At 60.3% G+C, this 20783-nt stretch carries 17 protein-coding genes; 8 read left to right on the plus strand and 9 right to left on the minus strand.

The window, feature by feature from the left end; genetic code table 11:
• Positions 1 to 130 precede the first annotated feature (130 nt).
• A complete protein-coding gene (locus tag HFP54_RS12925) occupies positions 131 to 358 on the plus strand; it encodes a SlyX family protein (protein ID WP_146413811.1) in 228 nt (75 codons plus the stop codon).
• Positions 359 to 467: 109 nt separating this feature from the next.
• Here the strand turns inward: HFP54_RS12925 and HFP54_RS12930 are convergent, their stop codons facing one another.
• Together HFP54_RS12930 and HFP54_RS12935 are read right to left on the minus strand one after the other, a co-directional pair.
• Positions 468 to 1886: a COG3014 family protein gene (locus HFP54_RS12930; protein WP_235951728.1), complete on the minus strand. Its 1419-nt coding sequence runs from the start codon at positions 1884 to 1886 to the stop codon at positions 468 to 470.
• Positions 1887 to 1900: 14 nt separating this feature from the next.
• Positions 1901 to 2719 (minus strand): LpoB-related protein, encoded by an 819-nt coding sequence (locus HFP54_RS12935; RefSeq protein WP_146413810.1) that lies wholly within the window; start codon positions 2717 to 2719, stop codon positions 1901 to 1903.
• 357 nt (positions 2720 to 3076) lie between these two features.
• On the opposite strand from HFP54_RS12935, the gene HFP54_RS25240 reads away from it, so the two are divergent.
• Complete coding sequence (locus tag HFP54_RS25240; RefSeq protein ID WP_197137354.1) at positions 3077 to 3550, plus strand: hypothetical protein; 474 nt, start codon at positions 3077 to 3079, stop codon at positions 3548 to 3550.
• 59 nt (positions 3551 to 3609) lie between these two features.
• On the opposite strand, the gene HFP54_RS12945 is transcribed toward HFP54_RS25240, so the two are convergent.
• Positions 3610 to 4755, minus strand: coding sequence for a DegT/DnrJ/EryC1/StrS family aminotransferase (locus HFP54_RS12945; protein WP_168565440.1), 1146 nt, complete (start codon positions 4753 to 4755; stop codon positions 3610 to 3612).
• Between the two features lie 387 nt (positions 4756 to 5142).
• On the opposite strand from HFP54_RS12945, the gene yajC reads away from it, so the two are divergent.
• Positions 5143 to 5604 (plus strand): preprotein translocase subunit YajC, encoded by a 462-nt coding sequence (yajC, locus tag HFP54_RS12950; RefSeq protein ID WP_196784777.1) that lies wholly within the window; start codon positions 5143 to 5145, stop codon positions 5602 to 5604.
• Between the two features lie 117 nt (positions 5605 to 5721).
• On the plus strand, positions 5722 to 8925 hold the full coding sequence (gene secD, locus HFP54_RS12955; RefSeq protein ID WP_168565441.1) for a protein translocase subunit SecD: 3204 nt from the start codon (positions 5722 to 5724) through the stop codon (positions 8923 to 8925).
• Positions 8926 to 9177: 252 nt separating this feature from the next.
• On the opposite strand, the gene HFP54_RS12960 is transcribed toward secD, so the two are convergent.
• The 4 genes from HFP54_RS12960 to HFP54_RS12975 all read right to left on the minus strand — a co-directional run bounded on the left by HFP54_RS12960 (position 9178) and on the right by HFP54_RS12975 (position 13773).
• Positions 9178 to 10080 (minus strand): DMT family transporter, encoded by a 903-nt coding sequence (locus HFP54_RS12960; RefSeq protein ID WP_168565442.1) that lies wholly within the window; start codon positions 10078 to 10080, stop codon positions 9178 to 9180.
• Positions 10081 to 10405: 325 nt separating this feature from the next.
• Entirely contained in the window at positions 10406 to 11386 is a 981-nt protein-coding gene (locus HFP54_RS12965) for a ParB/RepB/Spo0J family partition protein (RefSeq protein ID WP_146413806.1), read from the minus strand.
• The gene (locus HFP54_RS12970; RefSeq protein ID WP_168565443.1) at positions 11379 to 12125 is read right to left on the minus strand and encodes a ParA family protein; all 747 of its coding nucleotides are present in this window, start codon (positions 12123 to 12125) and stop codon (positions 11379 to 11381) included. The genes HFP54_RS12965 and HFP54_RS12970 overlap by 8 nt, the downstream gene beginning before the upstream one ends.
• A gap of 316 nt (positions 12126 to 12441) precedes the next feature.
• Positions 12442 to 13773 carry a DUF1015 domain-containing protein gene (locus HFP54_RS12975; protein WP_146413804.1) on the minus strand — a complete coding sequence of 444 codons (1332 nt, stop codon included), beginning with the start codon at positions 13771 to 13773 and terminating at the stop codon, positions 12442 to 12444.
• Between the two features lie 352 nt (positions 13774 to 14125).
• Here HFP54_RS12975 and HFP54_RS12980 point away from each other — a divergent pair, with 352 nt between their 5' ends.
• From HFP54_RS12980 to HFP54_RS12990, 3 genes are all read left to right on the plus strand, one after another.
• A complete protein-coding gene (locus HFP54_RS12980) occupies positions 14126 to 16183 on the plus strand; it encodes a multiheme c-type cytochrome (RefSeq protein WP_168565444.1) in 2058 nt (685 codons plus the stop codon).
• Positions 16184 to 16368: 185 nt separating this feature from the next.
• On the plus strand, positions 16369 to 16800 hold the full coding sequence (locus HFP54_RS12985) for a hypothetical protein (RefSeq protein WP_146413802.1): 432 nt from the start codon (positions 16369 to 16371) through the stop codon (positions 16798 to 16800).
• Between the two features lie 56 nt (positions 16801 to 16856).
• On the plus strand, positions 16857 to 17306 hold the full coding sequence (locus HFP54_RS12990) for a GNAT family N-acetyltransferase (RefSeq protein WP_206036184.1): 450 nt from the start codon (positions 16857 to 16859) through the stop codon (positions 17304 to 17306).
• 70 nt (positions 17307 to 17376) lie between these two features.
• Here the strand turns inward: HFP54_RS12990 and ahcY are convergent, their stop codons facing one another.
• Both ahcY and HFP54_RS13000 read right to left on the minus strand, forming a co-directional pair.
• Positions 17377 to 18714 carry an adenosylhomocysteinase gene (gene ahcY, locus HFP54_RS12995; RefSeq protein WP_146413799.1) on the minus strand — a complete coding sequence of 446 codons (1338 nt, stop codon included), beginning with the start codon at positions 18712 to 18714 and terminating at the stop codon, positions 17377 to 17379.
• A gap of 291 nt (positions 18715 to 19005) precedes the next feature.
• Entirely contained in the window at positions 19006 to 19674 is a 669-nt protein-coding gene (locus tag HFP54_RS13000) for a phosphoribosylanthranilate isomerase (RefSeq protein ID WP_168565446.1), read from the minus strand.
• A 191-nt stretch (positions 19675 to 19865) separates the two neighbouring features.
• Here HFP54_RS13000 and HFP54_RS13005 point away from each other — a divergent pair, with 191 nt between their 5' ends.
• Entirely contained in the window at positions 19866 to 20765 is a 900-nt protein-coding gene (locus HFP54_RS13005) for a hypothetical protein (protein WP_168565447.1), read from the plus strand.
• Positions 20766 to 20783: the final 18 nt, after the last annotated feature.

Genomic DNA, 20783 nt, shown 5'->3' on the forward strand with positions numbered 1-20783 from the left:
CGCGATCCAAAGCTGCACGATTCCAGACAACGCTTTGTGCCGACCGCCGGGGCATCTGCCGGGCGGCGTTGCGTTGAACGTATGCCGTTTTGTTTTTGGTTGACTGAGTTAGCAGAGTTGACTGAATGCCATGAACCGGGACCCCGACCATCGCTTGACCCAGTTGGAGATACAGCTGGCACATCAAATCCGCTTGTTGGATCAATTGAACGACGTGGTGGTCGAACACGGCCAGCGTTTGATGCAGCAGGAACGCACGATTCGTCGTCTGCGTGACGAGATCAAGTCGTTGAAGGCGGGTCGTGGCCAGGACGAGCCGCCGATGACGCTGGAAGACGAACGCCCGCCTCATTATTGAGCGAACGCTGGTGGCAGTTTCGATCCGAATCGTCGCCTTTCGCTCCCGCGAAAGTAGCGTCCTCTTGCGCATCTTTGGCCGCGTGGCAGGCGACGATTGGGGCTGGCGGTCAGGGCGTAGGTTCGCCGGCTAGGAAGACGTGTCGCCCGGGCGCGATGGCGATCAAGTAGTGGTTCCGGCCATCTTCGATCGAAACCGACGTTTGCACCGGAGTTCCGATTTCGCCCCCGTCGAAACCCAGCGGTGTCAACGTGACCGCGTGGGAACCTGTGGGCAATTCGGCCCGCAAGACCTGGACTTCGCGTGGCAACAGTCCCCAGCAGCGAGTGTCCGCTGATTCGCTGGCGCTCCACGCGGATGCCGCGGCCAGATGGAACAACTTGCCCGGCGTGCCGGATAAACCCAATTGCCGGCCGGCCGTGGCGACCATCGATTCCTTGGTCACCCGACGCATCACCGCGCGGGCGATTGTCCATGGCCGTTCGATTTCGTTTTGCCGGATCGCCAAGTCGGCGACATCGGTCAGCGTTTGGGTCGCTCCGTAGACTTGACCGTCGATCGTGGTCGCCAGTGCGGCGGTGGGCGAATCGGGAATCGCCACGACGGGGATTTTGACGCTGGCAATGTTGCCCAAGATCACTTGGCGATCATCATCGTCTTCCTCGGAATCCTCGTCGTTGCTGACGTTACTGAGTAGAGCCGACGCGATGTTCATCGCCGTTGTCGTCGTTTCCGCTTCTTGTTCGACCAACACCGGGCCGCGTCCGACACAGGCCAAGACATAAATCACGCCGTGTCCCGGACGGCTGTGGGTGCCGCCGCTGGCGCGAGCGATGTCTTCGTGGGCCGGTCGAAAGTCCGGACGAATCTGACTGACCAACTGGTATGCCTTGGTCGCATCGTCATAGTCGCGGTGGGTGGCTTCGCGAAGCACACCACGCAGGTACGACGTCATCGCCATCGGCTGGTACGCTTGGGTACCCGCTTCGGCCACCGTTTCCATCAACCCGCGTTCTTCGGCGTGCTTGGCCAATTCCTGTTGCTTCATCTGGGCCTGCAGCGTGTACGCTTCCGCGTCGGCGGCGTCGCGTGATAGCGAACACAGCGCCAGCATGCTGCGGATCATCACTTGCTCGTAACCGCTGCTGCGATAGATCCGTGTCCGGTCGTCGGTGACCATCGATGCGGTATCGGCCAGCGGTGTCAGCAGCGGTCGGCTGTCGAACTGGTCACGCAGTTTTCGCAAGCGTTGTTCGGCGGCCAATGAATCGCCCGACGCCAATTCGACGATCGCCAAGTCCAGCGCCGCAGCGTCGCTTTCTTTGGATCGGCTGTCGGCGATTTCACGCAGCGTCGCATCGGCCGCGCCGAGGTCACCCGCGGCAAAGGCGGATCGCGCCGTCGCCATGTCGGGGCGGTGCACCGCGCAACCAACACTGCACACCGCCATTGCCAGCACGACGGCCGTCCACACCGGGGCAGGGCGGGCGTTTCGAAACGCGGGGGCGGATGACAGGTCGGACGACATCGGCAAAGGGCGACTCAGCCGTCGGCTTGGTCGAACAGACCGAAATTCCACCACTTGCCGGCACGCGTCTTGTGGTAACCCTTGCGGATCTTCGCCGACTCCTTCAAATAGTCGCCGCTGTGAAGGTTGACCATTTCCAGGGTCAACAGGTAATCACGCTGGGTGCTTTTGTTGCGATCGGTCGTCCCTGTGGTGATCGTGCCGTACAGCAAGTAGTCGACCGGCGTGCCTTGGCGGCCCAGGGCGGCGGCAAAGATCGATCGGTTTTCCGGCAGATACAGCGAATCGGGACGCATCCGGGTTTCTCGCAGGGCGGCGTCGACCATTCGCCGACTGATGCTGCGGAACGTTTGGGCACCGTTGATTTGCGAATCGATTCGCTCGTAAAGCTGTTCTTTAAAGTCCACCAGTTCTTCGGCGGACCGATTTTCCAGGCCGATGAAGCAGACGGTTGCCGGACCGGTCGACAGTGCCGGGGTGACCGAACCGTCGATCGCCGGAGCCATCATTTCGCCGGGAACGAAACCCGCGGGCTGGACGCTGGGCGGGCAACGCGACAGCAATTTCGCGACCGATTCATCGACCAACGGGTTCCACGTGGCGGCACCCGCGGCGTGGCTGCCGACCATGTCTTTGTCGTCCGACGCCAGCATGTGTCCGTATTGGTGCGACGCGCATCCGGTGGCCGCCATACCGGTGGTGGCAACCAGGGCGAGGCCCGTCAGGCGGCGGGCGAAGGTTCGGCGAGAGCAGGTCGCAGATCCGACGCGGGTTTGGTGACTCGAGCGTGTCGCGGCACGTTGGGTCGCACTGCAATGGGGTTGATCTGACATCGGACTCAAGTTTTCTCTACTGGTTTGCCAGGAAAATGGCTCAATCGGCTCGCAGTCGGCTTGTCGCCAGCGTCGGAGCTATCAAAATGTCGCCGCCGGAGGCCAGGTCACGTTCGAGAACACTGCCCCGACCCGGTCGCCGGCTCCTTTGAACACTTCCGCGGCGATTCGATCCGGCCGCACCGCAAGCCCCAATCACGATCATCTGATCGGATGTCGGGCGATGACGGGTCGGCATTTGCCGCGATGCCGACATCTTTTCGCTGACCGACCGAAACGGCGAAGTTGACGTAGAATCCCCATATTCTGATCTCGGCGCCTTTTGCCCTCGATTTCTCCACCCCCCAACTGTCCAGCATGTCCCTGATCGACGCGACGTCCACCGTTACCGCTATCGCCCAGTCCACCGCCGTCGCTGTCGCCGCCGGCGTCGGTGATTCGGTGGCCGACCCCCGCGACAGCTTTGCGGACGTGACGGCGTCGCCGACCGCAATGGTCGATGACGACGACGATGATGATGACGACGACGACGGGGAAGAGGACTTCGACGACGATGACGGCCAGGACGGGGACGGCAATTCGGGTGACGGCGGGTTCGGCGACGGGCTGGACGAAGACGACGACATCGATGAATTCGATGACATCGACGAAGACGACTTCGATGACGATTTCGACGACGACTTCGAAGAAGAGCTGGACGACGATTACGAGATCGAAATCGACGACGAAATCAGCGCGGAATTCGGGCTGAACACGGCTTCCGACGATGACGACGACGATCTGGATGACGCCGACAGCTTCGATGATTTCGACGATTCGATCGACGACTGATTCGGCCCCTCGCACGCGGCGATCATCGCCTTTTGTTCCGCGAAAGTAGCGTCAGCTTCCTACAGCCCGTCCGCTTCGTCGGCAATTCCAGCGATACGATCCGCCAACCGATCCGCATCAAAATCTGCCGAGGCGATCGCGCGGTGATCCAGCAAGACGCACCGATCACCAAACTGGCGGCTGTGGTCCAGCGGCACCGGACGATCACAACGGCGTGGGCTGGATCGGTGCATCGATCGAAACGCCTGGCCCAGCGGCACGCCGGAGGACTGGCCCAGCCGAATCACTCGATCACGAGTCGATTCGTCGGCGACCAGCCAAGCGATCTTGTAATGGCATCCCACGTCATCGTTGGACGACTTGGCCAGTCCGCCGACCAGCCCAGCGACCGGTTGCCACCGATCCAATCGACCGCCGAGCGACTTCAGTAGCTCGGCCACCCGAGCCTCGCGGGCGACGGTTGCGTCGGCCAGGTATTTCAATTGCGGGAGCAACACCGCGGCTTGGAACGTGGAGATCCCAAAGGCGTCACTGGGGCGATCGGCCAATGACCGCAGTCGCGCGGCGATCGCATCGTTGTCGGTCAACACCGCGCCACCACCACCGGACGTCAACGGTTTGGAGCCACCGAAACTGAGCGTTGCGACGTCACCGAAGCAACCCGCCGGTTGTCCGCCGATTCGCATCCCGGGGACTTGGCACGCGTCTTCGATCAACGTCCATCCGTGTTGGCGACACCGTCGTGCGATCTTGTCGATGTCGGCGGGCTGGCCGTACAGATGCGACACCACGACGGCTTTGACCGACTTCGCCACATCCGATCCGGCGATCTTTTCCAGACTTCTGGCCGACATACTGGCCCGGTCCGGATCGATGTCGGCCAGCACGGGGCGAGCCCCCAACAGTTCGACGGCTCGGAAATTGCCCGGATAGTCGAACGCTGCGACGACGACGCCATCGCCCGGTCCGACACCGGAGGCTCGCAGCGCCAGTTCGACGGCCAATGACCCGCTGCTGACCGGTCGAGCATGATTGACATGGAACGTCTCGCAGAGCGATCGGATCAAGTCATCCTTGACGGGCGAATCGTAGGCCGCCCAGTCCGCGAGTTCGGATCGATGGCGAATCGCTTGGGCGATTTCCCCAGCGGCGATCGGCCACAGGTCATCAACTGTGGGGAAGGGAGGCTCGGGCGGTCTGGGCAAGAGAACGGGTTGGGGATGGCGTTGGAGGATCGGAGTCGATTCTGAACGAGCGAGCGTAAGCGTTGGTGGTGCTGGATGCTAGCGAGTCCGGCGCGGGATCGGGGGTCGGAGCAAAATGCGGCGATGGATGATCCGCTTTGTCGGTCCCCGGAGTGTTGATCGGCGGGGCGTGAAACGAAACCACGTAAAGTCGTTCAGGTGGCTGGGCTTGTGACCTTTTTTGGGCTTCCATATCATGCCGCATTCGTTTCACGCGCCCCAATGCGGGGCTAGACGGCATCCGCATGACGGACGTCCCCAATTGCCTCTGACGGCAAAGGCGGCCCGCTTTTGTTCAGTTTCCACGTTCACGTTTTTATTGACACGATCATCGCCGAACCGGCGTTGATGATGGCATCGGCTATTGACGGCTTCGATGCGGTCGCCGGCATGCTCGCCCAAATCGGTGGTGACGCCGCTGGGGCGGCCGCCGACGGGGCCGCGGTTGATGGCGCCGCTGGCGGCGAAGACCCCGGTTTTGTCCAGCGTTTGTTGGCCAATCCGTTGCTGCTGCCGATCTCGTTGTTCGTCATTTTCTATTTGACCTTCATTGCCCCCGAACGGCGCAAGAAGGCTGACGAGGCCAAGATGATGGCGTCGTTGTCCAAGAACGATCGGGTGATCACGATCGGCGGCATTCACGCGACGGTGGTGTCCGTCGGCGGTGATGACGGCGTGGTGACGTTGAAGATCGACGAAGGCGGCGGCACCAGGATCAAGGTCAATCGATCGGCGATCGCCAGCATCACCGAATCGGCCAACAAGCCCAAGACCGACGGCAAATCGGCCGCGACCACGGAAAAGGCTTAGGAAACGAATCGCGTCCCGATTTTTTTAACTTCCACACCACCTCTCTCACTGCCGGCGACGCCATGATGGCGTCACAACACGGCCCCCAACCATTCGACCGGATTCAAGAAACTAACGATGGACTGCAACTTCACCGATGGGCTGATGATTCTGGCCCAGTCCGCTTCGGTCAACGCCAGCGATGTCGCGGCGGATCAGCCCAGTGCCGCCGGCCCGTGGATCGCCATCGCGATCGCCGCCGCCGTCCTGATCTTGCCTTTCGTGGTGGGATCATTCTTGGCCAAGGCGATGCGGATGCCACAGATGGCCACCCGTCTGGGCTTTATCCTGTTGGCGGTCACCGCCAGTGCCGTGGTCTTGTTGAACAAGCTGCCCGGCCTGGGCGTCGACCTTCGTGGTGGAACGATCCTGGTCTATGAAATCGACCCGTCCAAAAACGAACAGAAACAAGCCGATGGGGGCCAGCGGATTCAATCCGAAAGCTTGGTCGAACCGCTGACCCAGCGGATCAACCCCAGCGGCACGCAAGAAATCGTGATTCGCCCGTACGGCGAAAACCAAATCGAAATCATCGTGCCCGAAGTCGACCAGCGTGAAGTCGACCGGATCAAGCAACTGATCGAAGAAGCCGGGATTTTGCGGTTCGCGATCGTCGCCAATCAAGCCGACCACCAAGCCATCATCGATTTGGCACGCACCAACGCGGAATCGGATTACCCGTTGCGCGAAATCGTCGGTTCGACCGACGGACTGTTGTACGGACGCTGGGTCGCCGTGGGCCGTGAAGCGAACGAAGTCGACGGCGTCCGTCCGTTCCGGCTGGGCGTGGGCAACGCGACGTTGCGAAACCCGGACACCGGCAATCTGGTCAATCCGCCGGCACAGGCCTTGTTCAGCGATGAACCCGGAACGCTGGCTCGCTGGGTCGCCGATCAAGGGATGAGCGGTCTGGAGATCTTGATGGTCATCGATCCGCTGTTGGACGTTAAAGGCGAAGACCTGTCGTTCGCATCGGGAACGGTTGACGAACGAGGCGGTCCCGCCGTCGCGTTCAACTTGACCGACCAGGGTTCGGGACGCTTCCGTGCACTGACGACCAACAACGCACCCGTGGGAACTCGTCAGCGCCAGTTGGGGATCGTGCTGGATGACGTCCTGTTGTCCGCTCCGACGATCAACGAACCCATTTCAAAACAAGGTCGGATCACGGGTAACTTCACCCGCGAAGAAGTCGATCGCTTGGTCGCGGTTTTGGAAGCCGGTCAATTGCCGGCGGCTTTGACGCCCCAGCCGATCGCAGAAAACCAGATCGATGCAACGCTTGGTAAAGACACAATCGAAAAGGGTGTCTGGGCCATCGGCGTTTCATTGATTTTGGTGCTGGTCTTCATCCTGGTTTACTACATGTTTTCCGGCGTCGTCGCCTGTATCGCCTTGTTGCTGAACCTGGCGATGATTCTGGCGACGATGGTGTTGATCAACCAACCGCTAACGTTGCCGGGCTTGGCCGGTCTGGTGTTGACCGTCGGGATGTCGGTCGACGCGAACGTTCTGATTTTCGAACGTATCCGCGAAGAACTGAAAAAGGGTGCGAAGCCTCGGATGGCGATTCGTAACGGTTTCGGGCGTGCAACGACGACGATCATCGACGCCAACCTGACCACTTTGATCACGGCCATCGTGTTGTACGCGATCGGCACCGACCAGATCCGCGGCTTCGCGGTGACGTTGATCTTGGGGATTCTGTTCTCGATGTTCACCGCGATCTATGTTTCGCGAACAATCTTTGACATCGCCGAAAAGAAGGGCTTCCTTTCGCTGGGCATGTTGGACTTTGTCAACGGCATTCGGTCGTCTCTGGCCGGCGGTGGTCAGTTCGATTTCATGGGCAAAGGCAAAGTGGCCATGGTGGTTTCCGGGCTGCTTGTCACCTTGGGAATCGCCAGCTTGGTGATGCGTGGCAGCAGCATCTTTGACATTGACTTTGCCGGGGGATCGTCGGTCCAGTTTCGTGTCGATCGCCCGGTCGATACGGACCAGGTTCGTGCCATCGTCGATGGTGTTTTGGTCAGCGACAGCGGTGATGATCTGCAAGGGACCGTCAACGGTGTCAGCATCGAAGGCATCCCGGACGGGACCGTCTTCAAAGTCGACGCGCCGATCGACCAAGTCGACGATTTGAAAGCGTTGATCGAACGAGGATTTGAAAATTCCGACGTCGCCGATTTGGTCACCTACCAAGTCAGTATCACGCCGGCTGGTGACGCCAGTTGGTTGCCACGTCGTCGCAGTCTGGACCCCAGCCGTGGGCTGTTCGACCCGCAAACGGGAACGACTTTGGCGGCCGCGTATGCCCAAGAGGATGACGCGAACGGCGATGAAGCCTCCGACGGCGATTCGGCAGAAGGCGAATCGGATGAAACGATGGATGTCGAGTTGCCGGGCATCGTGTTCAGCACGGCAGTGGTCCAGTTGGGCGTCGGTGATGATGACGCCGGGGCCGCGATCAACGGAAAGACGCTGATCGACAAGATTGTTCAATCCGCTTCGGCGGCGGGCGTCGAAATCAGTGATCGCGAGATCAAGCTGACCCCCATGGGCGACAATGCTTCGGAATGGGCACCGGATTCGGCACTGACGTTCGATCAGTGGAAGGTCCAGTTGCCGATGGGCCAAACCAAAGCCGATGCCGTGATGTCGCAACTGGAAAGCGATCTGAGTAGTGAACCGATTTGGATCAGCAGCAGCAGCGTCGGATCACGCGTGGCCGGCGATATGATCAGCCGTGCATTGGGGGCGTTGTTCGCCAGTCTGTTGTCGATCATCGCTTACATTTGGTTCCGGTTCCAACGTGTGATCTATGGCGTCGCCGCGGTGTGTGCGTTGATCCACGACGTGCTGATCACCCTGGGCGCGATTGCCGTTAGCTACTGGTTGGCCGACGCGTTGGGATTCTTGTTGATCGATCCTTTCAAGATCAGCCTGACCGTCGTCGCCGCGTTGCTGACGATCATCGGTTACTCGTTGAACGACACGATCGTCGTGTTTGACCGGATCCGTGAAACGAAGGGCAAGAGTCCTCGGTTGACCGGTGAAATGATCAACAGCAGCATCAATCAAACGCTCAGCCGAACGTTGCTGACGTCGATCACGACGTTGATCGTGGTCGTGTTGTTGTACGCCTTCGGCGGTGCCGGCATTCACGCCTTCGCTTTCTGCTTGGTGATCGGGGTCCTGGTCGGGACGTACAGCAGTATCTTCGTCGCCAGCCCAATTCTGCTGTGGTTGGTCAACCGTGGCGAAGCCAAAGCGGCCGCCTGATCAAACGTTCAACGTTTTTGAAAGAACGGATAAGCCGGGGACTGCATTCAGCCCCCGGCTTTTTTTACGCGCTGGTGGGAAATGGAAGGGCAGGCTGTGAGGCTGGGGATGCCCACGAAGCGGCGGACCAAACGAGCTTCCAGTGAGCGTCCAGTGAGCTCCGATGCGACGCGATCGTTGGGCGCTGTTGGGTGCCAGGCTGGATGATCGGACGCTACTTTCGCGGGAGCGAAAGGCGACGAAGGGTTCGGATCAAACCACCAGCACAATGGCGATGCTGAGCAAACCGGCGGCGATCAGACGTTGGGTCATCACTTTGCCGCCGGCCGCTTGTTCCGACTTGCTGAACCAATGCCCGACCATCCAGATCAGGACCACGGCCCAGAGTCCGCGTGAGCTGTAAAGCACATTGGCTTCGGCCGCGTGTCCCCAGGTGCTGATCGTGCAAGTCAGAAAAACCGCTTGCAGAGCCATCAGGAAGGCGCCGCAAGCGATCCAGGGCAGGGCAGCCGGTTCCAGTCGACGCAGCGGCGCCGCAAAGAACGGGACCAGTCCGAAGGACAGGACGCCCGCCCAGCCCATGACCAGCGGCATCAGCCGAGTTGTGCTCCAGACCGGTCCCCAATACTGAAGCAAGCAATCAAAGATCGCGTAGCAGATTGCGGCTCCGATCGAGGCGGCCGCCGTCAGAAACAATCGTCGATGTTGACCGCCGGCGCCGCTGGCACCCAGCAGCGCCACTGCGACTGTCGACAAGACCGCGGCGGTGACCAGTTTCCATGCGTCGCTGGGGATCTTTCCGTCGCCGTATCCAAGCCAGGATACCGCCAACGTGATGGCGGTCACGATCAAGATCTTCAACCCCATCAGCGGCGTCGCGATGCTGACGTCGCCCAAGTTCAAAGCGACGACAACCAACGCTTGGCCACCGACAAACAGCGTCGCAATCAGGATGGGCTGCCACCAAAGCGACCAATCCACCGGCGTGTCGCCCCACAACCAAAGCGGGGCAAACAAGATCGTCGTCGCCCAGTTGCAAAGAAACGTGACTCTCCAAGGCCCCGGTCGCCAGTCGGTTGCTCGCTTCAGGCACAACACGGCGACGGTGTACAGCAGAGCGGCGGACAATACAAATACGGTGGCAATGCTGGACATCCAGGCGGGACTCTTTGCGACAGCAACGGGGCAGGGCGGGACGCTGAATCGTAAGCCCCACGGTCGTCTGCGATAGGGGACGCGGCGCACCGCCATAATCCTTACCCGGCTCCTTGTAAGACTTCTTGAATGACTCCTTGCACGATCCGCCAAAGGGTTGCCCACGTCGTGTGAAACCGGTGTGGGAAACAGTCGCCCGTCAAATCCATGGTGTGGCCGGTATGGCAGTCTGGGAAAGCCAGGCATCTTGCCGATCAGCGCACAAAAAAAGCCACGGGGCAGAACCCGTGGCGTCGCGATTGAATCAGGTGATGGCCGATGGCGATCAGCCGGCCAATTTCAGTTGCGGTCGATTGTCCGCGGCGGAGGCGGCCAGCATGGCCCGCAGACGCTCGAATTCGTCACTGTCGCTGAAATGGATCGTGATCTTGCCACGATTCCGGGCGGACGATTTGATTTCGACTTTGGTGCCAAAGACCATACGCAATTCGTTCTGCATCGCTTCGACTTGCGGGGAAACGGTGCGGCGTTTTTGCCGGGTGGCGTTGACGACCTTCTTCCCGGTCTCTTCGTCCTCTTCGGCCTGCAGCATCTGGGCGACGTTATTCTCGGTCGCACGGACGGACCATTTCTCTTCGATGATCTTGTTGGCCATCCGGATCTGAATTTCTTCGTCACCGATCGGCAGCAGGGCACGGGCGTGACCGGCGGTGATCTGCTTTGCGGTCAACTGGTCCAGGATCGCTTGGGGCAATTCCAGCAATCGCATCAGGTTGGCGATCGTGCTGCGGTCGATCGACAAGCGGCGAGCCAAGTCGTCTTGCTTGCACTTGTGCTCTTCGATGTACCGTTTGAATGACAACGCCTTTTCGACCGGGTTCAGGTCCTTGCGTTGCAGGTTCTCGATGATGGCCAGTTCGGCCACCAAGCGATCATCGGCCTCGCGGACTTCGGCGCGGATGGTCTTCAGGCCGGCATGGATGGTCGCGCGAAGGCGACGCTCGCCGCTGATCAGCTGGTACCGCCCATCGACGATCCGAACCAGCACCGGTTGCAATTGCTGGTGGTTCTTCAGGCTTTCGGCCAGCGACGCGATTTCTTCTGGATTGAATTCACGTCGCGGCTGGAACGGGTTCGCCTCGATTTCGTCGACATTCAATTCCAGCGACGGGATCGACGATCGGTTTTCGCCGTTGTCATCGAAGGACTCGGGAATCGGGTTGCCGTCGGCATCAACGGGGGTACCGAGCAAGGCGGCCAATCCCTTGCCCAAACGACGATCCTTGGCGGTCGTTGCACTAGTCATGCTGAAGCACCTCCATGCACAGCTGGGTATACGCGAACGCGCCGCGCGAACGCGGGGCGTATTGAAAAACGGTCTGGCCGTGGCTGGGGGCTTCGCACAAGGCGACGTCCCGCGGCACGACCGAATCAAACACAATGTCGCCGAAGAATTCTCGGACTTCGGCGTCGACTTCGTGGGTCAGTTCAAGATGCGGATCGTACATGGTCAGTAGGATTCCGCCAAAGGTCAGTCTGCCGTCGGTCGACACGATGACTTTTTTGATGACTTGGATCAGCTGGGTCAGCCCTTCCATGGCGAAGTATTCGCATTGGATCGGGATCAGGACCTCGGTGCTGGCGTTCAGCGCCGACTGGGTCAGTGCACCGACACTGGGCGGACAGTCCAAAAGGACGAACTGGTGAGTTTCGGCCAGGGTGTCCAAGTGTCGGCGGACCATTTGGGTTTCGTTGGCGTCGGAATTGGCCAGCCGGTCGACGTCTTGGAACGTCCGGCTGCCGGGGATGACGCTGAGGTTATCGATGGATGATGTCTGGATGCCGTCGATGATCGATTCTTCGCGAACCAAGGCGTGCCCGTCACAGGGGGCCAAGCCGATCGCGCTCGTCGCGTTGCACTGTGGATCCATATCCAGCAACAGCGTCGTTTGGCCGGACATGGCCAAAGCCGCTGAAAGGTTGACGGCCGTGGTGGTCTTACCCACGCCGCCTTTCTGATTTACCACGCACAGGATCCTACCCACGACCCGATCATCCTTGTTCCTAGCGTCGGTGAGGCTCGCATTTTCGGCTGCGAAAGCGTTCCGACGACGGTGGGAAGGTACGAAGAAAGGCGTGAAGAGGGCAAGATTGGTTTCATAGGAAACTTGTTCCGCCCAGGTTGCCTGGTCTGCCTGTTTCGCGTGGAACGTTTACCGGCATTCGACCGAAAACGAAAAAGCCCCGGCCCGATCGGACGCGAGATCCGTGTCGGGGCGGGGCAGAGAACGCAAAAGTGGCGGGGCGTATGTCGCGGGGACGATCTGCCCGGCGCCGGCTTGGGGCCGATGCTTGTGGCGTTTACTTCAGGCGATTGAACGTCAGACCGCTCAGCAGCTTCGGGTAGAAGTACGTGCTCTTGGCCGGCATTCTTTCCTTGTGCAACGAAATCGCTTCGACGTCCGACAGTTTGGCCGGCATGACCAAGGCCGCCAGAGTGTAGGGCTCGTCGCCGTCCGATTCGGCTTGGCTGCCCTGGCCACGGAATCCGTCGATCACTTCGCTGACTTCGTGCACATAGGTCGGCTTGGGATGGCCTTCGCAGCCCAGCAATCGGTCGATCACCAGTCGGTGCAGGATGCTGACGCCCAGTCCCCGCCAGTCATCGCTTTGTTGCCCAGCGATCTCTTTCATCAAGCCTGCGGCGGCATCGGTGGCTTTGGCCAGCACCCAAACGTCGTCTTCGGCGGCGTAGACGGCCACCAGCCCCTGGTCGTCAGCCTTTTCCATGCGGCCCCACGCTTCGCCGGCCGCATCCAAGCCGCCCGACAGCTTCTCGCATTCGAAAGCGTCGCCCAGCTTTTCAACGATCTGGTCGCTGGTGAACTTCGGCGTGCCACGCAGCAATCGGTGCGTCGGCAGCACGATCATGCCCGGATCGCTCATTCCGACCAGCATCGTCATCACGAAATTGGCCGGATGGGCGTCGTCGATCGAGCCCTCGGTTTCGATCACGTGATCTTTGTAGTTGCAAGCCGTTTCGTAGCGGTGATGGCCGTCGGCGACAAACATCGGTCGATCGGCCATCAATTGGCTGACTTTCTCACACGCTGCTTCGTCGGTCACCGGCCACAGGATGTGCTTGACGCCCAAGTGATCGACCGCTTCCAACGGCGTGACGCCTTGGCAAGCGGCGTCCAGCGTTTCGATGATCTCGTTGGACGGATCGGGGTACAGGCCAAAGATCTGGCTATTGTTTTGGCCGGTGGCCTTGGTCAGCTTCAGCCGGTCGACTTTCGCCTTGGGGTGCGTTTCTTCGTGCGGATAGATGTTGCCTTCGCCGAACCGTTGGATCCGGACGCGTCCCATGAACCCGCGGCGGTTGATGGTTTGCCCGTCGTGTTCGAATTGCTGGTGATAGACGTAATAGGCCGGTTGATCGTCTTGCTTCAGGACGCCTTCGGACAACCACTGTTGAACGAAGTCGGCGGCACGCTGGTACTTTTCATCACCGCCGTCGCCCGGTTCGGGTCGGTTCAGGATGATTCGGATGACGTTGGCGGGGTGTCGCTTGTAAAGCTGGTCCTGCAGCTCGGGATCGATGACGTCATAGGGCGGGGCGATGACGTCGCTGATCGACCCGACGTGGTCCAAGTTGTAACGGACGGCTTGAAAAGGAGTGATCTGAGGCATCTTGTTGGATCAGTTCGGGGCTGAGACGGGCTGTCGATGGATTGGGCCGGTGTGGGAACCCGCTGGGATGCCCGTGGTTCGGGCGTTGACGGGGTGTGGCCGGCTGTGGTTTTGCACCAGTGGGGAGCGTTTTGAAGGCTTCGGCCACCCTGTGCGCCGGGATGGTAAATTAGATCGCCTCGGCTGGGCACCCGGCACCCGACCGGTCCGGTGCAAAGGATGCTCTGGCGATTGGGGAAAGTTTGTTGCGAGCACCCGCAGATCTCGGTGCCCCGGCATCGCTCCCCAGCCTTTTCCTCCCCCCCCTCTCTTTCTCATCCCTTCGAGAACATTGCCGCAGGAGGCAGCTGGCGTGCTGGCATTCACCTGGATCGAATCGGGACTGGTGGCGATGCTGTTGGTCGCCGCGGGCTTGGTGGTCTTTCTCTCTCTGGCGGCGGATTCGTCGCCGGACGGCAGGCCGGTTCGTCGTGGGCGGTCTTGGTTGGCGATCTTTGGCTGGATCGGATTGGTCGGTGTTGTTGCCGCGGCGGCCGCCAGCCATCGTGATCCGATCACCGTTCGGTCGGCCAAAGCCAAGTGGCCGGAGGTGCGTCCACATGATCGCTATGTCGGATCGGATACCTGCCGCAGTTGCCATCCGGGCCAACACCAGTCTTGGCACGATTCCTGGCACCGAACCATGACCCAGGATGCCACCCCGGAAAATGTCATCGCACCCTTCGATGGTCGAACACTGGGACCGGCCAATGCGCAGGTGAAGGTTTATCGGGACGGCGACACGTTCATGATGGATCTGAACATCGCACCCTTTGCGGCGGGGCAGGGTGCCAGCCCGATTCGCGAATCTTTTCCGGTGGTGCTGGCAACCGGGATGCATCACGAGCAGCAGTATTGGCTGAAGGCTCAGGACGACGTGCCGCAATTGTTGCCGGCCCCCTATTCCTACTTGGCGACGACAGGCCAGTGGATTCCGCGACAGGCCAGCTTCCTGCAACCGCCCGATGAATACCCGTTCCCACTGACCACGCCGGGGGCTTGGCACGAGACCTGTATCAAATGTCATGCGACCGGTGGCCGATTGCATGCATCGCAGATCGATCACGAACGCCAGGGATTCAGTGCCATTGATCCGACCGTGATGGAGCTGGGGATTTCGTGCGAAGCCTGTCACGGACCCGGCGGTGACCACGTGGATGCGAACAAAAATCCGCTGAATCGATACGCCAATCATTTGCGTGGATCCGACGACACGATCATCAATCCGGCAAAGCTGGATCACATGCGCGCGTCATCGATCTGTGGCAGCTGTCACAGCATTCGGATGTTCAAAGACTTTGAACAATTCACCCAGTACGTCAAAGACGGCTTTGAATTTCGGCCAGGCGACGACCTGTTCGAAAGCGGCATGGAAGACCTAGTGCAGTGTTCGACACCAAAATTGGCGGAAAAATTCAAGAAACGGCTGACAAAACCCGACATGCAGCTGGACAACTGGTTCTGGTCCGACGGGATGGTTCGCGTTTCCGGTCGCGAGCTGACGGGGATGTCTCAAGCACCGTGTTTTCAAAACGGTGAAATGTCGTGTTTGTCTTGCCATCAAATGCATCGCGAACATGACGATCCACGCGACCCCAAGCAGTGGGCCAACGACCAGTTGGCGATCGACATGCATTCGGACCAGGCGTGTCTGCAGTGTCACGACGACATGCGTAGCGAAAAAGTCATCGCAGCCCACACCAAACACGCCCCGGGCTCGGCCGGCAGCCAATGCATGAACTGTCACATGAGCTATACGGTGACGGGGCTGATGAAAGCGATCCGCAGCCACATGATCGACACGCCGTCGGTCCAGACGACCTTGGAAACCGGACGTCCCAACGCGTGCAATCAGTGTCACATGGACAAGTCGTTGGCTTGGACGGCCGAGCACCTGCGCGACTGGTACGGCTATGCGGTTCCCGACATGGATCCGCAGCAAAAGGATCTGTCCCTGATGGCGGACATGGCCGTTCGTGGTAACGCCGGTGCACGAGCGATCGCGGCGTGGACTTTGGGATGGGACCAGGCCCAAGCGGCGTCTGGGAAACGATGGACGGTCCCGTTCCTGACTCAGCTTTTACGCGACCCTTATGATGTGGTCCGATTCAGCGCGTACCGCTCACTGAAAACGGTGCCCGGCTTCGAAGACTTTCAGTTCGAGTTCATGTCCGACGCCGACTCGATCAACGAATCGGCGAAGGCAGCACTGCGCCGCTGGGAAGCCATGACGGATCGTGAATCGGAAGTCGCCGTCGATACCGACACACCGTCGGCGGTGCTATGGAAACAAGACGGGGCGTTCGACCGCCAGGCCTTCGATGAACTGTTGCAGCAGCGGGACGATACTCCGATGCAACTATTGGAATGACCCGGCGTCGGAATCCCCTGTCCGGCGACGATCGCGTGGCGGCGATCGACGTTAACACGCCCCTGCCTTTGCCAACCTGTCATCCCCGACGTCACTGACCCGAGCCGCATCACGTGTCCAGCCTTTCACCAGCCCCTTCCGGTCACAGTTCCGCCTTGGTTCGTCGACACCTTCGGTTCGGATGGATGTCGTTGTTGCTTTTTGTGACCGCCGGCATTCTGCTGGAAACGATGCACGGGCTGAAAGTCGGCTGGTACCTGGATGAAACCTACGAAGTGCGGCGATTGATGTGGACGCTTGCACACGCCCACGGAACTTTGTTGTCGTTGGTGCATATCGCATTTGCGGCCAGTGTGGCGATCACGCCGATGCTGTGGGGGACGGGAAACTTTTTGGCGTCTCGTGGTTTGATGGCCGCATCGGTGTTGCTGCCCGGCGGCTTCGCACTGGGCGGGATTTTCATTTACGACGGTGATCCCGGTGCCGGCGTCTTTTTGGCACCCCTCGGCGCGGCATTGATGTGGTTGGCGGTGGCATCGATCGCGTGGAAAGCCGGCGGGGTGCAGCCGGCGACGCCGCCCACCGGTGACCCCGCCAGTGACACCGCGAAGGAGTGATGATGGTGCCGTCCGATCCGACTGATTCGTCAAACGGTAACTCTTCGCTTCGTTGGATGGTTTGTTCGTTTGATGATTTGCCGCGTCGTTGGCTGTATCGGCTGCTGCAAGCTCGCCAGGAAGTCTTCACCATCGAGCAACACGTTATCTGCCAAGACTTGGATGACCTGGATTTTGAAGCCCAGCATGTGCTGTGCGTCGACGGTGATCGCGTTGCCGCGTACGCACGGGTGTTGGCGGCCGGGACGCGTTACGACGAACCGTCATTCGGTCGTGTTTTGACCACCACCGACTATCGCGGCATCGGCCTGGGCAAGGCGTTGGTCCGGCGTTGTGTGCAGACGATCGAAACGCTGTCTCCCGACAGCCCGTCATCCCGGATCAGTGCGCAGTTGTACCTGAAGGATTTTTACGCCGCCTTCGGCTACGTCCCCTTCGGCGATGTCTATTTGGAAGACGCCATCGACCACATCGCCATGCGGCGCAAAAAAAACGCTCGGCCGTAGGGGCCGAGCGTTGGCGTGTATTCGATGGTCGGCCAGGAACGTTTTTAGTGACCTGGCCGATCAGGGCTGATTAGTAGCGGTAGTGATCAGGCTTGTAGGGGCCTTCGACCGGCACGCCCAAGTATTCCGCTTGGTCTTCGGTCAGCTGAGTCAGCTTGACGCCCAGGGCACCCAGGTGCAGTCGAGCGACTTCTTCGTCCAGCTTCTTCGGCAGCATGGTGACGCCGATTTCGTACTGGTCGCCGTTGTTGAACAGTTCGATTTGTGCCAACACTTGGTTGGTGAACGAGGTGCTCATCACAAAGCTGGGGTGACCGGTCGCACAGCCCAAGTTGACCAGGCGTCCCTTGGCCAGCACGATCACGCTATGGCCATCGGCGAAGGTATAGCGATCGACCGCACCGATGTCGGCCGGCTTGATTTCTTCCTTGCTGACCTTGCCGTCGGCGACCTGGCCTTCCAACCAAGCGACGTCGATTTCGGTATCGAAGTGACCGATGTTGCAGACGATCGCGTCGTTGGGCATCTGTTCCATGTGCTTGCCCAAGATGATGTCTTTGTTGCCCGTCGTGGTAACGAACAGACGGCCTTCTTTGCAGGCTTCGTCCATCGTGGTGACTTCAAAACCTTCCATCGCGGCTTGCAGCGCGTTGATCGGGTCGATCTCGGTCACGATGACGCGACAGCCGTAACGTTGCAGGCTGTGGGCACAGCCCTTGCCGACATCGCCATAGCCACAGACCACGGCGACCTTGCCGGCCAGCATGACGTCGGTCGCACGCTTGACACCGTCGGCCAGTGATTCGCGGCATCCGTACAAGTTGTCAAACTTCGACTTGGTGGCCGAATCGTTGACGTTGATGCCCGGCACACGCAGGCGACCGGATTTGTGCAACGCCATCAAGCGGTGGATACCGGCGGTGGTTTCTTCGCTGATGCCGCGGATGTTGGTCAGCAGTTCCGGGTACTTGTCGTGAACCATGGCGGTCAAGTCGCCGCCGTCGTCCAGGATCATGTTCAACGGTTCGCCGGACGGGAAGTGCAACGTTTGCTCGATGCACCAGTCGAATTCTTCGTCGGTCATGCCCTTCCAGGCGTAAACCGGAATGCCGGCCTTGGCGATCGCCGCGGCGGCTTGGTCTTGGGTGCTGAAGATGTTGCAGCTGGACCAGGTGACTTCCGCACCCAGTTCGACCAAGGTTTCGATCAAGACGGCGGTTTGGATCGTCATGTGAAGGCAGCCGGCGATGCGAGCGCCCTTCAGCGGCTTGCTTTCACCGTACTTCGCACGCAGAGCCATCAGGCCCGGCATTTCGTTTTCGGCCAACTTGATTTCTTGGCGGCCGTAATCGGCCAGCGAGATGTCTTTGACCTTGTAAGGCAAGCGTTCGGATTGAACTTGCGACACGTGGGATTCTCCCGAATTTCATCAACGAAAAGTCATCAGCCGATACCGCCGGCCGAACTACGGGCGACCGCGTCAGAGGGGTTATGGACCGATCACGGGGACTCCCGCTGGTCCACAATCCGCCGAACGCGGTTGCGACAACAATTTCACTGGACCCAACCGCAAGCTGCGCCCAACTGCCACACAGTCTAAGTGTCGAAACGATTTTGGACAGTGCTGTCGAACGGATACTTGGCCCGAAGTCCTCCCCGGAGGTCGGGATATGCGGTCAGTCCGGCGGCCCAGCGGCGGTCAGCCGGCTTTGGCCGCCTGGAATTCGGAAACAAAACGCCGGATTCGATCGTCATTCTTCACGCCGCGCGGGCGTTCGACGCCGCTGGCGACGTCCACGCTGGTCGCGCCAGACACTTCGACCGCTTGGCGGACGTTGTCGTCATCCAGTCCGCCGGCCAGGGTCCAGCGAGCCTCCGGATTCTCGGCTGACCATTGATGGATCGCCGGCCAGTGAAGCGTTTTTCCCGAGCCTCCGTGCATGCGCCCCGCGTCGGCGTCCAACAACAAGTGCAGTCCCGCGGCGGCGGCCGGCCCCGTCGCCGCGTCGATCAGGTCGGTCGTCAAGTCGGCCACCGGCAACTTGATGGCTCGGATCACGGTCAAGCCGTCGCCCTGCAATTCGATCGCCTGGTCGATCGATTCGTCGCCGTGCAACTGGACCGCGTCCAAGTTCAACCATTCGCTGATCTGGCGGATCCGTGCGACCGGTTCATTCACGAACACTCCGACGGTTCGCAACGCGTGGCCTCGCGCCGCATCGGCCAATTGCGACGCGTCGGTGGACATCGGGTCGACGAATCGCACGCTGGGGGGGAAGAAGTTCAGGCCCACCGCATCGCCGCCGGCCGCTCCGACCGCCGCAACGTCGCTCTTCAATCGAACTCCGCAAATCTTGACTTGAAACATCGCACTTGCCCTCTCGACCCGCAAAGATCCACTCACCGAAACCAGTCGCCAACGCCGATGATGATCTGGGGTTGGAGCATTCGGCAAGGCGGTGCTACCGTTCAGCCGTGATGCCGCCGATTCGGATCCGGCCCACCTTTCTGGGCTCGGACCCACCAAGGGGAACTGTCTTGCGGAAGGGATCATCAGGAATGACCAGGCGTGGTGCCGGTGAGATGAAGCGTTTCACGATCAAAGCTCGGTCACACACCGTGGGAACCTTGGTCGTCGGCTGCAGCGTAGCGTTGTTGGCGTGGTGCTGGTGGCCGCGTGGCGAAGCGATGCAGTTGATCCAACTGCGCAGAGCCGATGGTTCGGTCCAGCGGTTTGCCCGAAACTTGAGTGCCGGCGAACTGAATTTCCTGCGCCGCCGCATCGAGAACCGCGATGTCACCGAACCGGTGGCCAAGATTGCTTGGCATCGTTGGTTGATGGAAACGGCCAGCCATTACGACCAGTTGAATCAGGTGAAGCCGCAACCGACCCAAAACGACGCGGACGACGCCGTGGTTCCGGTCAGCTACGAAACGACATCGCCGGCCGAAATTCTGGCAAAAGACGACGCGGACACGGCCCGAAGCGTGGACTGGAAACGCCTAGCCGACCACAACCGTGTCGTCTTGGCCGACATTGATCAACGCGTTCAAAAACTTCGCCGGGAACTGGGCGAATCTCCGGTGCAATTGCTGGGCACTGTGCCCGGTCCGATCACGCCTTGGTGTTTGCCCGTGTCACTGATGCTGGCAATTGCGTCGGGCGCCGCTCACGCGCTTTGGTGCCGCTGCTGCCCCGGTTGGCGATTGACGGCGATCAAACGGCCCCCATCGGCCGATGACTCGGTCGGTCATTCGGGGCATGAAACCGCCGCGTCCGTTTCCAGCGTTGATGCGGTCTTGACCGACGATGCCAAACTTTCGCATCAGTTACCCATCGCGCTGCCCAAAGACTGGATCGAAATCCGGCAGGGTGCCCAGTTTCACGTTCGACGTCTGCTGGTGATCAGCGTCGCTTGCGCCGCACTGCTGAGCGTTTGGAACGTGACCGGGGCCTGAGCGTTTCGGGGTTGATGA

Origin of the sequence: Crateriforma spongiae (assembly GCF_012290005.1) — a bacterium.
Taxonomy (GTDB): domain Bacteria; phylum Planctomycetota; class Planctomycetia; order Pirellulales; family Pirellulaceae; genus Crateriforma; species Crateriforma spongiae.

Bases quoted from the DNA above. Each gene is read 5' to 3' on its own strand.
- HFP54_RS12925 (WP_146413811.1), top strand. From the start codon at position 131: ATGAACCGGGACCCCGACCATCGCTTGACCCAGTTGGAGATACAGCTG.
- HFP54_RS12930 (WP_235951728.1), bottom strand. From the start codon at position 1,886: ATGTCGTCCGACCTGTCATCCGCCCCCGCGTTTCGAAACGCCCGCCCT.
- HFP54_RS12935 (WP_146413810.1), bottom strand. From the start codon at position 2,719: ATGTCAGATCAACCCCATTGCAGTGCGACCCAACGTGCCGCGACACGC.
- HFP54_RS25240 (WP_197137354.1), top strand. From the start codon at position 3,077: ATGTCCCTGATCGACGCGACGTCCACCGTTACCGCTATCGCCCAGTCC.
- yajC (WP_196784777.1), top strand. From the start codon at position 5,143: ATGATGGCATCGGCTATTGACGGCTTCGATGCGGTCGCCGGCATGCTC.
- secD (WP_168565441.1), top strand. From the start codon at position 5,722: ATGGACTGCAACTTCACCGATGGGCTGATGATTCTGGCCCAGTCCGCT.
- HFP54_RS12960 (WP_168565442.1), bottom strand. From the start codon at position 10,080: ATGTCCAGCATTGCCACCGTATTTGTATTGTCCGCCGCTCTGCTGTAC.
- HFP54_RS12965 (WP_146413806.1), bottom strand. From the start codon at position 11,386: ATGACTAGTGCAACGACCGCCAAGGATCGTCGTTTGGGCAAGGGATTG.
- HFP54_RS12975 (WP_146413804.1), bottom strand. From the start codon at position 13,773: ATGCCTCAGATCACTCCTTTTCAAGCCGTCCGTTACAACTTGGACCAC.
- HFP54_RS12985 (WP_146413802.1), top strand. From the start codon at position 16,369: ATGTCGTTGTTGCTTTTTGTGACCGCCGGCATTCTGCTGGAAACGATG.
- HFP54_RS12990 (WP_206036184.1), top strand. From the start codon at position 16,857: ATGGTTTGTTCGTTTGATGATTTGCCGCGTCGTTGGCTGTATCGGCTG.
- HFP54_RS13000 (WP_168565446.1), bottom strand. From the start codon at position 19,674: ATGTTTCAAGTCAAGATTTGCGGAGTTCGATTGAAGAGCGACGTTGCG.
- HFP54_RS13005 (WP_168565447.1), top strand. From the start codon at position 19,866: ATGACCAGGCGTGGTGCCGGTGAGATGAAGCGTTTCACGATCAAAGCT.